The organism is Pseudoalteromonas sp. A41-2 (assembly GCF_015767615.1).
Classification (GTDB): Bacteria; Pseudomonadota; Gammaproteobacteria; order Enterobacterales; family Alteromonadaceae; genus Pseudoalteromonas; species Pseudoalteromonas lipolytica.
Genome location: NZ_CP065231.1, coordinates 2,501,456 through 2,513,923, shown reverse-complemented (window position 1 = coordinate 2,513,923; position 12,468 = coordinate 2,501,456). Strand labels below are relative to the sequence as shown.

Below are 12,468 nucleotides of genomic sequence, written 5' to 3'. Positions count from 1 at the left end.
CGCTTATCGACAATTCTTTTCACTGTTTGTTAAAAATGATGTTATATTTGTTTTCTTACTTAAAAGTAATAAAATAATACAAATTAAATTTAACGATCAGGTTTCAAGATGACATTAAAAACAAATAGCCCGTTAGTCGAGCAGCGTGCCGACCCGTTTGTACATAAGCACAATGATGGTTTTTATTATTTTACTGGCTCTGTACCAACCTACGACCGTATTGAACTTAGAAAATCACAGACTCTTGAAGGGTTAAAAGACGCAGAAACGTTTGATATTTGGTTCAAGCACGACAGCGGCCCTATGAGCCGTCATATTTGGGCACCTGAAATCCATTATCTTGATGGTAAATGGTATATCTATTTTGCAGCCAGCCAAGAAGACGATATTTGGGCATTACGTCCTTATGTTCTTGAATGTAAAGGCCAAGATCCATTAAATGATGAATGGGTTGAGCTAGGTATGATGCAAGCAGCCGATGGCGACGATAAGTCATTTACCGATTTTTCATTAGATGCCACAATTTTTGAAAACAACGGCAAGCGTTATTTTTGTTGGGCAGAAAAAACGGGTGGTCAATTTGCTGCATCAAACTTGTATTTAGCGGAAATGGAATCGCCAATAAAACTAAAAACAACACAGTTTATGCTGACCACGCCTGACTATGATTGGGAGCGTGTTGATTTTTGGGTTAACGAAGGTCCTGCCGTACTTAAAAATAACGGTAAAATCTTCATTGCTTTTTCTGCAAGTGCAACAGGTGCATGCTACTGCATGGGTTACATGGAAGCCGATGAAAACAGCGATCTGTTAGACCGCAATTCATGGACAAAAACGCGTATGCCGGTGCTTGAGACAAGTGTTGAAAAGAGAATATTTGGTCCGGGTCATAACTGTTTTACGGTGGCCGAAGACGATAAAACACCTCTGTGTATTTACCATGCTCGTGATTACGAACACGCAGTGGGTGAACCAAGTGTTGTGCCAAAAACCGACACGCGTCCGCTTGAAGAGATTGTTAAAGATCCACTCTATGATCCAAATCGACATGCGCGTGTTATGGAAGTTAACTATGACGAAAATGGCAGACCGTTATTTGCGTTGTATTAATGAGCATTACGCTAAATTCAAAGCCACCTAATTAGGTGGCTTTGTTGTATTTATATTAAGCAACGATAGCGGGATACCAGCTTGCAAGGACTACGCCGAATAAACCGGTCAAAAATATCGCAGATATCAGTAACATTAAGCAGGCACAAGTGAGTGTTATTAATGTATGTGAGGTTTTTTTAGCTGCATATCTCACTAACTCGGCAATTAAAATAGGGAACACGTAGGAGCATAAACTAATAAAGATGACCGTCGGTCCGGTGAAAGTGGCGGTATCTATTCCCAGTGAACCAAATACGATAAACCATGCAAAAATCATCAGCCTAAAAAATAACACGCCATTAGCAGCAAGGTATAAACGAATAGCCCATATTTGATGAGCATGGATATTACGCGCTCTAGCCGTTTTTACTGCAAATATGCTCGATACAATGACCAATAAGCCTCCAAACATGGTGAGCGCATGCATCAGTGTATTACCAACAGTTCCCCTTACTATAATTAAGTACAATCCTGCGAGTGAAATACAACATGCCAATATAACAAACACATAGCCATTATAGCGGTGAAATGTTTTATATTTTGCTCTTAATGTGGGGATTAATTGCAAGCTCCCGCCGATGATCATAATAACAGCCAGTAAAACATGAGCAGCGTACATGACGTTACCGGTCATATCATTTGCTATGTACGCTGTATTATTCAGGCGAGTCCACTGTGATAAACCATGAATAATACCTGTTACTGCATAACCGAGGATCAGGTAAGTCACAAAGCAGACTTGTGCAAGGAGTAAGCAAATAAACCAGAGCTTTTTACTTGTTTCGAGTAGGTTAATAGGTGTGTGTGTTGTTGTATGGGGAGCCATGTCTCTTTCCATTTCACTTTTATAAGGCCTCAAATATAAAGGGCTGCAGCTTAATTTCTTCTCAAATTCGAAATTTGAGCAATGAAATCGTGTTAATTTTTGCCTGTGTGTTGAATTAATTAGACACATTCACTAACAAAGTCTTTTTGCTAAGATGAAAGTTAGTTTGTAAGATACGTGTAACGCTCGATAATTGAATAAGCACACTCTTTATAAAGGCATAAACGGCTATGCAAAATAATTCCTCCAATTACTTCCTTGTGATTGTTTGTATGGTGCTCATGCTGGTTAATGCATTAAAAAGCGATAAGCAGCTTATTCATTATTTATTTGCAATATTTTGCGGCTCGCTGTGTATGGTGGGGGTGCAAAAGCTCAGCGCTCCTACGATTGGCGTCTATCACTATTTAATTGGATTATTTACGTGTGCAACGTGTAATGTTTCTTGGCTAGTATCACGAACATTATTTCGTAAAAGTAAGCCTATATCAGGTGTTCATATTGCAGTTGCAGTGTCTATTGCAGGGCTGATTATGTTCAACCAAACGTGGCATTACTTAGTCAGTATCGACGCTTTACCTTTCCCCGATAGCCAGCAAATGTGGCGTTTAAAGCAAGGCATGAATGAAATAACAGTTTTACTGTCATCCAGTATTCTTGTGCTGTCATTTTGGGAAGCATTGAGGGGCTATAAACAAAAAAATGAAAGCCAAAAATTACAGGCAATTATTTTTGCTAGTAGTTACGCTTTTGCGGTTTTTAATGCCAGCATTCTGCCTAAATTCCTGTTTAGTGAAGCCGATATCCAAGCATACGAGCCGTTTATCATTACTTCTTCTGCCTTATTAATTGTGTTAGCAATGCAGGTTGTCATGGTTTTACAAAGTAGAGATAAAACGCATTGCAGTAATCAAATTGAAAGCGAAACAAGCGATGAAGTGAATCGTGCTAAAGTTGATGAGCCATTTGAGCAAATGGATATATCACCAAAGCTCATTAAAGGGATAAACCAATTGATTAATGAGCAGCAATTATACCTACAAAGTAACTTAAAAATTTCAGATCTTGCGCAAGCCCTTTCAGTGCCAGAGTACAAAATAAGTCGCGCAATTCGACATTATTACAAAGTAGCTAACTTTAATTTATTTATAAATCAGTATCGGGTTAAGCATGCTCAGGCCTTATTACTAAAAGATGAAGTACGGCACTGGAGCATTTTGAGTATTGCATTGGAAAGTGGTTTTTCTTCTTTGGCTACGTTTAATCGTGTGTTCAAAAGCATCGTGGGCGTGATCCCAAACGAGTTTAGAAAACAAAATGATAAGGTGCAAAATTCAAGTTTACCTGAGCTTGCTGAGTAGATGAGTGAGTTTTTCCTCCTTTTATTTTTGTTGATTTTTTTGCAATTATTTAATGCAAACGTGTGTATTCATTAAAAAATACCCCCCAAGAGTTCACCCAAATGGCACTCATACAAGGCACTCATACAAGTTACTCATACAAGGTACTCATACAAGTTACTCATACAAGGTACTCATACAAGGTACTCATACAAGGTACTCATACAGGGCTTTTTAGTGCATTTAACGACGCCTTTTTCAGTGCATTTAACTACGTCTATTGCCGTGTATTAACAGCTTTTCGACGATTGTTTTTGTATGTTTAAGGCCAAAAAACTCCACGATTGATTACCTAGTTTCAATTGTTACGTTCCCTTTTTAAGGTCAAACCTTGATGGTTTGAACTCGTTTAATTTACTGATTTATTGCAACTTGATAAGCAAACACATGAAACAGCGTTATACTTTTTAATACTAATTTCGTTTTTTACAATTTGGCATACTATTTTATGGTGATAGGCACAAAACTCAGAAAGCAATTATTACTGGCTTTTACAGCAGCCTGCATCGCTATTCTTAGTGCGCAAACGATTATTCGGCATTTTTGGATATTGCCTACCTTTGAAACGATGGCTAAACAAAATGATCGGATAGACATCCAGCGAGTTGAATCTCAGCTTCAACAGCAAATAGATGCGTTATCGAAAATGGTATTCGATAGTGCAGCATGGGATAGCATGTACGATGCAGCCAAAAACCGCCGTACAGCGTGGTTCAACAATGATTATGTAATAGCGGATGCACTTGAGCGTTTAGACGTTAATGGCTGGTATCTTTACGACACCAACGCGACGATCATTGGCGGAGGAAGCTTTGATAATAATTATCAACCTTACTCACCAGACATACTCGAAGTACCCCAGCACCTTTTAGACAATGATTTAATTATTTTACCTGAAGAGATCATCGCAGATTCAAAAGCCATGACCTCTAAAATTCACTTTTTAAAAATTAATGAGTTACCTGCAGTGACGGTTGCTTATAACGTGACTAAATCAGATGGAACAGGTTCTCCTGTTGGTACGCTATTATTGTGGAGCTTTATTGATAAAGAATTTATTGAAAACCTCACCCCTGGCTTAGCTGACGATATTACGTATTACCAAGGTGAAAAAGCACAGGCTTTAAATGCGTACATCACGTCGTTTTTTGGCCATGAAAATACCGTTAATACGCCGATAGAGCATGACAAAAAGCTTTATATAGGAGTGCAAGATAAACACGCTAACTTGCTATTTGTTTTGTCTATTCCAATGCGTGAACGCACCTATGATAGAAGTTTATTTGACAGTTCTTTGATCACGGGGCTGCTTATATCGGGCTCGGTATTTATGTTGTTTTATTTATATATTAATCAGCAGTTACTGCGGCCATTGTCAGAAATGTTTGTGTCGGTGAGCAGTGCGCTTAATCATAAAGATTTCACTGTGCGCGCAGAATATAAAGGCGACAATGAGCTTCATCAGTTAGGTCGGGGGATGAATGAGCTATTTATGCTAATTGAAACTCAGCGAGCAGAAATTATAGAGCGACACGAAAAGTTAAGGCATATAAGCAACACCGATGCGATGACAAGCTTGGCAAATCGTCGTGCGCTGGATACTCACTTAGAAACGCTTGCGAATGACCCTGAGAATATAAACGAAAACGTGTCGTTGATCGTTGCTGATATCGATCACTTTAAACTTTATAATGATTATTACGGCCATGACCAAGGTGATAAAGCGCTTTGTAAAGTGGCTCAAGTTCTAAAAGCATTTACAAAACGAGGAACTGACTTTGTTGCACGTTATGGCGGCGAAGAGTTTGTTATTGTGCTTAGTAACACTGATGCGCAAGCAGCACTCGCTGTCGCTGAAACACTTCGTAAAGCAATAGAGTCTGCTGCCATTGTGCATGAGGGGCGAAAGGACGTTAAATGTGTAACATTATCGATTGGCATTGCTAGTAAACCTGTATCACAGCAGTTTGACTCAAATACACTGTTTAAGCAGGCTGATGAAGCGCTATACCAGGCAAAAGCCCAAGGCCGAAATTGTTGTGTGTTAAGTCGCTAATTTTATAATATTTATTGCTGTAATATAATTATAAAAACACCCAAGTTTGCGCTAATCAGCATTGGTACACTCATTTATTCAGAAACTCTCAGGTGACTGCTCATCACAATTTTTGGGATACAGCAGCAGGGCGAAACCCTAAAATAGATGGCTATAATTCACGCGTTCATATGTTTAATAATTACTGGAAAAACATTACTTATTTTGCAATAAGTGCGAGTGATGGCGCCGAAGTACTTGTTGAGAACAATTATTTTGAAAACTCAGCAAAGCCTCATTGGAATCAAGGTTCTGGATATTTTAGTGCCTCAGGAAACATTTACACAGGACGTTCAGCAACAGATCAATATCGTGATAGTGGTGCAACGGTCTTTAGTGATGTGCAGCTTTACCCATATCGATTAGACAGTGCAAATACTTTGGGTAGCCAAGTAGATGGAGGAACGGGCCCTCAATAGATTAAGAGCCCGTTTTATTGCTCAGCGAATGTTTTTAACATGCGTTGAGCAAGTTTATTACAGTGCGACTAAGCTCTGTTCAAGCATGGCTTTTATTTGTGCAACGATTTTGGCTTCTGTTTCGGGCTCAAATTGTGCAATACGTGGCGTATGAATATGACCCGTTGGAATGTCTGAATTAAGCTCATCGCGTAGGCGAATACTCCGGTACGAAATTTCGTTTGATAGGTAGCCACCACCGCCACCTTTAACCGCAATTGCACCTTCAAGCTCTTTCAGTGATTGTGGTTCAAATGCTTTTTCAAGAGTGACCACTTTATGATTGTCGTTGATTGTGAATGGGCCTTTCGCTTTTTGCATATGCTCTACAGGTAGGCTGAAAGTCACAAATTCATTACCCGGCAATGGGCGGTCGTGAAGGCGTGATATTTTTGGTGCAGTTGCAGTACCGCCATACACTATATTCGCATTGTCTGGCGCAGTGACGCTACGGCGTTTACCCGGAAAGCGTTCAAGATCAAAATCTTTACTGCCCATGCTGATCGTAGCAATCATATCAACATTATTCAGCGCATAATACGGCGCAAGTAATGATTCAATAATACCTTGATCAAAGTCTTCATAGCGTACCGGCACCATTACCGTGTTTATTTCGGCACTAATACCTTGATAGCTAATTACTTGACCATCTAACAAAAGCGCTGCCACACCCGATGGGTTACTTTGGTTAATGTTTTTATCAAGTAAAAAGGGATCAAAGCCGGTAATTAAGATCTTTTTGTCGGTTTTTTTGCTGTAATCAAGATCGGTGCGACCACGGCTGCCATTTTCAAGCATGATTAATAATGCGGTTTGTTCGCTGTCTGTGATGGCAAACTGTGGTTTGCTGGTACGCATCACTTTGCTTGAAAGGAGGCGTGCCCAATATAGTTCGCGGTCATCAAAGCTATTTGTTTTGCTGATACGTGCTTTTGCATTGCGCCAAAGTTGTTTTGAATAATCATCGATAAGATCACTTGCTTGCTGGTAGCTCGACACCGCCTGCCAGTCTTTTTCAAATTGCGCGACCTCTTTTGAAAAAGCAGCTAACACTGTTGGCATGGCTTTTGTCGCTTTTTCGATACGAACCTCTTCAACAGTTAGCTCTGCTGCAAACGCAGTAAATGATGAGGCAATAAGGCTGGTAGCAAGTAAAACGTTTTTCATAGTTATCCTGTTAAGTTACAGCAAGTTTTTAGACTAAGTTAACTATCCTATGGATAAAAGCCCAGCGCAAATAAAATCGTTCAGTGTCGCTATTGCCTACATTCAGACAAAAAAGCGTGTGTGCCACTATCTTAGGATCAGTTTTGTTTGTTTACTCTGTGAGTCTGAAAGCAGCCTTCGGTACTTAGCAGGTGTAATGTGCATAATTGCTTTGAACTCTTTAATAAAATGCGGCTGATCGGTAAAGCCATACGCTTGCGCTATCTCGGCAAAACTCATAGAAGGCTGATCTTTTATGGCTTGTTTGGCCATTTTTACGCGATAAATGCGTTCAAAATACTTAGGTGTTACTCCGCACTGGTTTTTAACTTGTCGTTCAAGTTGTCTTTGACTGAGTGGTGCTCGCTGATAGGCGGTTTCGAGTGGGGTTAAATTAATTAGGTTACGAATTAAGTGCTTAGAGTGCTCAGTTCCGCGATTAATCACTTTGGGTAGGGTTAAGTACTCGCTTAAAAGAGCCACAAAAGCACTAAGGCTTGCGTCTTTTTTAAGGCCTGTTGCTATTGTATTGAGTGACTCAACGTTAACTAAAGAATGTGTTGTGGCGTGCAGCTGCGGCAGTACTGTGGGATTAAAACGTATGCCGCAAAATCGTGCCTCTTTTGAAAAACTCAATTTTGATGCATGTGTCGATGTTTGCTGAAAAGCATAGGGTGGGGCGACTGGCTGATCATCAAGAAAAAGCTCACCAGCCACAGGAAAAATAACCCCAGTTGCCCCATCGCACGCGAGCCATTGTTCACCCTCTGAATGCGCCGAAGCACACCAGATAGCTTGAATAATTTCGGCTATGTCACCTTGTGGCGTCATTAGCTCAAGTGTTAAATGATTATTCATTAAACTCGACATCAGGTTTAAATGTTTTCACTATACGATTCCAGCTATTAATTGCATTAATGGCAACCGTTAATGCAACAAGCCCTTGCGCTGAAAATGCGTCAGTCAGTGTTTGATAGAAAGTATCATCAATTGGTTGTGCTTGTGTCAATTTTTCGCACAGTTTTAACGCAAGGCGCTCATGCTCAGTATAAAGCGGCATGTCTTGCCAAGCACTTAAACCAATAATGCGATTAGGTAATTCGCCATACTCGCGTGCTTGTTTAGTATGCATTGCAATACAAAAAGCACATTGATTAAGCTGCGATACCCTCAGTTTTATTAGCTCCCATATTGTTAAGCCGAAAGTCGCTTCGGCAGCATTTTTAATTAATGATTCTTGGTTAATAAGGTGCTTTATAAGCACGGGGCATGAAGAAAGATAATTAGCACGTTTCATAACGGTTCCTTAAATAACAATTTAGGGCCAGTTTAGAAAACGCATAGATTTAAATATTGCAAAAAAACGACATGTTTGAATGTTATTTGTCTACAGTCATTCGCACCCGATTTTTAATCCTGTTATGCTAGCTTTATTAGCAATCACTGAGTGTTTAAGATGATTAATGATAATGATGTAATCGAAACATTAGATGAATTAGAGACATTTTTACGTCTTGTCGAAAATGGTGGCTTAGGCCTTGAAAATGTAGCAGGGGTCGCCTTGGCTACAAATAACAGTGATGGTCGCCCATTTGTCGCTGTTCTTGATGATAATCATCAACTATTACTGGGTCGGTATGTTAGTCATGACGTATACGAGAATGGTAAAGATATGGTGCGATATGGCGTGAAAAAACCGCATTAAAAACGGGTTTTGTACCTATAATGTTGTGCTTTTATGCCTGTAGTATAATAATATGTTCTTATCGAGCGCTAAATTAATTAAAAAAAGGGAAGTATATGAAGTTTTTAAGTGTTGCTCTTTTAGCCGTGTTAATGACCGGTTGTGCGAGTTCAAGTGATGAACAAGCAAGTAATGATGGTTTAATTTGTAAAATGGAAAAGCCAACGGGTAGCAATATACCTAAGCGTGTTTGTCGTACTCCAGAACAAATTGCAGCAATGGAAAAAGAAGGCCGAGATGGCATTCGTGATATTCAACGAAATAGCACAAATACAGTGAGACTATAATCGCTGAATAGATTGTTTCTGAATCGAATTTATAAGGGCCACGTGTAAATACGTGGCCCTTTTTTGTTATAGTGCGGTGCGTATACCGAGGGCAATACTGCGACCTGGCTGCGGGGCTAAATATCGTAAATAGCTTTGATGTGGGCGTATTTCTTGGTTTGTTAGGTTGTCTATAGTTATAAACAGCTCATTATCAAATCCCAAAAGTGAATTTGCGTAACGCATGTTCATGCCCATACTGTAGTAGCTTGGTGATGCGTGTTCAAACTTTGCAAGCTGCTCTTGCGCTTTGCTGTGTTGGTAATCAATCGTGGTTTTTATATTTTCAAATTGCCAATGAATTGCTGCGCCATAGCTGTCGGCAGGCGTGCGAGGAATGCTATCTCCTTCGAGTCGACGGCGAAAATACTCTGCCTCTTGGGCTTCATCAGGGTTAAAAAAAGCCTCTGGTGTAAATGGGTCATAGCTTCCGTCAAATTGATATACCGGTGTGTTTTTTGTTTCGTCAGCATACGCAGTAAAGGTGAAATCGCCTAAATTTTGCGTGTTGAGTGTATAGTTGAGCTCAACTTCGAAGCCTTTATTTAAGGTATCTGCTTGACGCCATTCTTTAACATACACACCTCCTCTGTATACTCCTGTGCTGCCTAGGTAAATATAATTATCGTAGTTATTTTTGTACCAACTCGCAGTCAGGCTTAGGTTGTCGAAGTGAAAACCTGTGCCAATTTCGTGCGCTTTATTCACTTCTTTTTCGAGGCTTGAATTACCTTGCTCTTCAATTAACAGTGCATAATGTGGGTTACTTGCATACAGTTCATTGATACCGGGGGCGCGCTCGGCATGGGTCGTACTTGCATCGACATACCAAAACGAAGAAATATCCCAATTTGCAGACAATGAATGATTAAACAGCTCAAACTCATTATCTTTTATGGCTGCTCCTTGACCTCGTCCGGGCTGATAGTGGTCGTTAATAGTTGGCGTGTAATTGACTTTTTCGTAGCGTGCTCCAATTTGCAACGAAACAGGCCCAATTGCTGCATCTTGCAGTATGTATGCACCTTGGCGTTTAGCGTTAATGTCGGGTAGGTAATTGTTTTTGCCACTGCCTTGTTTTTCACTTCTATCGACAACGAGTCCGAATGTACCAGCGAATTGTTCTGTAAATTGATAATTTAACGTTGGACTAAGTTGCCAGTTTTTTAAAACGAATGTGTTCACGCTGCTCTCGTCGAGATTTTCGTCGTCTAGCTGTTTTGAGTACACCGCTTTTATATTGAACTCATTTAAGTATGGATTAGCTGAAAAATGTTTTTGGTAAAGTGCATCAATACGATATTGAGATGAGTAAATACGAATATTTCCCGACTGTTCAGTCTGTTGTGCATCGTGTGAATGCACTGCTGGACGGGCTATGTGAACAAACCCCGGTATTGCCCTATTTGCGGAGTTGTAATTCACAGACATACCAAATAACTGCTCATCGTCAAATCGCTGACTGCCACCAAAAGTTAAGTTTGTTTGGTAATAACTTGAATTGACTACTTTATTTTTAGAGTTAGCGAGTTGATGAGTAATTATTTGCTGCTCAATAGGGGTGACATCAACAAACTGAGTGCCATCATGCTCCCATGTTGGTCTTGCCAAAGAAACTTGGCATTGGCTTACCTGTTGGCTATTTAAAACCAACGAGTCCCAATTTGAGCAGTCTGCTGCTTTGCTAGTATGAGGAACTTTATAATCACTCTGCTCGCGATAAAGAAGGTTAACGTTATACGCAAAGTCGTGTTCTTGACCGCTTGCGGTGCCAAGCACAGAGGACGGGGCATTGTAGCCCGTTTGAATTTCAAGTTTGTCTTCTTTTTCAATACCTTGTTGTAAGGGAATACGGCCATCATTTATATCAACAATCCCAGCCATGGCTTCACCACTAAAAGGAATTGTTGCACGAGCGCCTTTAAGTACCGTGATCGATTCTGCAAAAAAAGGCTCAATAGGTATGAGTTGATCGTCGCTCACCGCTGACATATCACGAATAGGCATGCCATTACTGGTGATCAGTACTCGTTGGCCTCCTTGCCCACGAATTTGTGGCCGACTTGCCGAAGAGCCGAAAAAACTGGCACTAACACTGGGTATTTGTGAAAGCGTATCACCCAATGTTGTTGCTTTTTGTTGCTCTAAAAGATCACCAGACAATACAGACTTACCTACAGCAACCTGGTTTATGGGGGAATAGTCTTTTATGTCGCTTTTTATCTCTATGTGTTCGATTTCATTTGCGTGCATAGATGAAGAGATACCTAAGCATAAAAGGGAGATTTTAAATTTCATTACTTTCTCTTTGTTATGTTACATCATAACAATTGTATTCTGTATCTAAATACGGTTCAAACAATTACGTTCATTATTAACTTAATTTTTAAGTGGGCTTAAGTAGGGGCGGTTAGAGTGCTCCACTTACTAGGGAGCACTGCGACGCTGAAAAACCTTGCTAAGAAACTGTTGATGGATATTTTCTACGAGCTTTTTTCAAGGCACGATTGATTCGCCAATGCTTCTAAGTAAAGCACAGAGAATCAGATAAATGGTACAAAACACACCACGTCGCTATTAATTTAAGTCGACTTTTGCTTGCTTAAAATATCATCATTACTATAAATTAAAGTGCCGATTAGTTTTACTATAAGTTGTCTTAAAATAAGGATAATCATATGACAGATAATTACACACCACCTGAAGCAAGCCTTGAAATTCCCACAGAGAATAACTCAGGACAAGGTAAGGTGGGCGAGTTACCAGAAGGCGTAAAGGGGTTTAGTTGGGGAGCGTTCTTTTTAAGCTGGATTTGGGCAATTGGCAACAGTACGTGGATAGGCCTATTAGCTTTAGTTCCTTATATTGGTTTTATTGTGTCTATTTACTTGGGCTTTAAAGGCCGAGAGATGGCGTGGCAAAACAAACGATGGGACAGTGTTGAGCATTTCCAACGTGTGCAAAAACAATGGTCATTTTGGGGTGTACTGATTGTTGGTGGCTTATTTATACTGGGTATCGTGGCAGCTATTTTACTTCCTGCGATGCAATCAAGTAGCTATTAAGCTTTATACTGACAAGTTTTGTTAATGCCAGCTTTTACTGGCTCAATATACCATTAGGATATTCGCTTTTTATAAAATAACACAGTGAACGGCGTCGATAATATTGAAGACTTTGTCAGTGCAAATAAAAATGAAGTAGAACAAATGCAACAGCTCGGTGCATAGCAATACTGCCATTATAAAGTTTAAAGCCCCT

The 12,468-nt window shown here is 40.0% G+C and carries 12 protein-coding genes; 7 read left to right on the top strand and 5 right to left on the bottom strand.

Going from position 1 to position 12,468, the window contains the following annotated elements; all coding sequences use genetic code 11:
• Positions 1-108: 108 nt before the first annotated feature.
• The gene (locus IT970_RS11375) at positions 109-1,110 is read left to right on the top strand and encodes a family 43 glycosylhydrolase (protein ID WP_036966707.1); all 1,002 of its coding nucleotides are present in this window, start codon (positions 109-111) and stop codon (positions 1,108-1,110) included.
• 55 nt (positions 1,111-1,165) lie between these two features.
• Here the strand turns inward: IT970_RS11375 and IT970_RS11370 are convergent, their stop codons facing one another.
• On the bottom strand, positions 1,166-1,978 hold the full coding sequence (locus IT970_RS11370) for a DUF2306 domain-containing protein (protein WP_196857346.1): 813 nt from the start codon (positions 1,976-1,978) through the stop codon (positions 1,166-1,168).
• A 230-nt stretch (positions 1,979-2,208) separates the two neighbouring features.
• Here IT970_RS11370 and IT970_RS11365 point away from each other — a divergent pair, with 230 nt between their 5' ends.
• The 3 genes from IT970_RS11365 to IT970_RS11355 all read left to right on the top strand — a co-directional run bounded on the left by IT970_RS11365 (position 2,209) and on the right by IT970_RS11355 (position 5,892).
• Positions 2,209-3,339 (top strand): helix-turn-helix domain-containing protein, encoded by a 1,131-nt coding sequence (locus IT970_RS11365; RefSeq protein WP_231387278.1) that lies wholly within the window; start codon positions 2,209-2,211, stop codon positions 3,337-3,339.
• A 487-nt stretch (positions 3,340-3,826) separates the two neighbouring features.
• On the top strand, positions 3,827-5,434 hold the full coding sequence (locus IT970_RS11360; RefSeq protein ID WP_118844513.1) for a sensor domain-containing diguanylate cyclase: 1,608 nt from the start codon (positions 3,827-3,829) through the stop codon (positions 5,432-5,434).
• A 92-nt stretch (positions 5,435-5,526) separates the two neighbouring features.
• Positions 5,527-5,892 carry a pectate lyase family protein gene (locus IT970_RS11355; RefSeq protein ID WP_075593780.1) on the top strand — a complete coding sequence of 122 codons (366 nt, stop codon included), beginning with the start codon at positions 5,527-5,529 and terminating at the stop codon, positions 5,890-5,892.
• Positions 5,893-5,949: 57 nt separating this feature from the next.
• Here the strand turns inward: IT970_RS11355 and IT970_RS11350 are convergent, their stop codons facing one another.
• The 3 genes from IT970_RS11350 to IT970_RS11340 all read right to left on the bottom strand — a co-directional run bounded on the left by IT970_RS11350 (position 5,950) and on the right by IT970_RS11340 (position 8,434).
• Positions 5,950-7,098 carry a hypothetical protein gene (locus IT970_RS11350; RefSeq protein WP_075593779.1) on the bottom strand — a complete coding sequence of 383 codons (1,149 nt, stop codon included), beginning with the start codon at positions 7,096-7,098 and terminating at the stop codon, positions 5,950-5,952.
• Between the two features lie 126 nt (positions 7,099-7,224).
• On the bottom strand, positions 7,225-7,995 hold the full coding sequence (locus IT970_RS11345) for an AraC family transcriptional regulator (RefSeq protein ID WP_196857345.1): 771 nt from the start codon (positions 7,993-7,995) through the stop codon (positions 7,225-7,227).
• Positions 7,988-8,434, bottom strand: a complete 447-nt coding sequence (locus tag IT970_RS11340; RefSeq protein ID WP_036966718.1) for a carboxymuconolactone decarboxylase family protein — start codon at positions 8,432-8,434, stop codon at positions 7,988-7,990. Before IT970_RS11340 ends, IT970_RS11345 begins: the two co-directional genes overlap by 8 nt.
• Positions 8,435-8,593: 159 nt before the next feature.
• Between IT970_RS11340 and IT970_RS11335 the strand changes: the two genes are divergently transcribed.
• The gene (locus tag IT970_RS11335) at positions 8,594-8,842 is read left to right on the top strand and encodes a hypothetical protein (RefSeq protein ID WP_036966721.1); all 249 of its coding nucleotides are present in this window, start codon (positions 8,594-8,596) and stop codon (positions 8,840-8,842) included.
• 95 nt (positions 8,843-8,937) lie between these two features.
• A complete protein-coding gene (locus tag IT970_RS11330) occupies positions 8,938-9,168 on the top strand; it encodes a hypothetical protein (RefSeq protein ID WP_036966724.1) in 231 nt (76 codons plus the stop codon).
• 66 nt (positions 9,169-9,234) lie between these two features.
• Here IT970_RS11330 and IT970_RS11325 read toward each other — a convergent pair whose 3' ends face one another.
• Entirely contained in the window at positions 9,235-11,505 is a 2,271-nt protein-coding gene (locus IT970_RS11325; RefSeq protein ID WP_196857344.1) for a TonB-dependent receptor, read from the bottom strand.
• A gap of 380 nt (positions 11,506-11,885) precedes the next feature.
• Between IT970_RS11325 and IT970_RS11320 the strand changes: the two genes are divergently transcribed.
• Complete coding sequence (locus tag IT970_RS11320) at positions 11,886-12,272, top strand: hypothetical protein (protein WP_051501730.1); 387 nt, start codon at positions 11,886-11,888, stop codon at positions 12,270-12,272.
• The last annotated feature ends 196 nt before the right edge of the window (positions 12,273-12,468 follow it).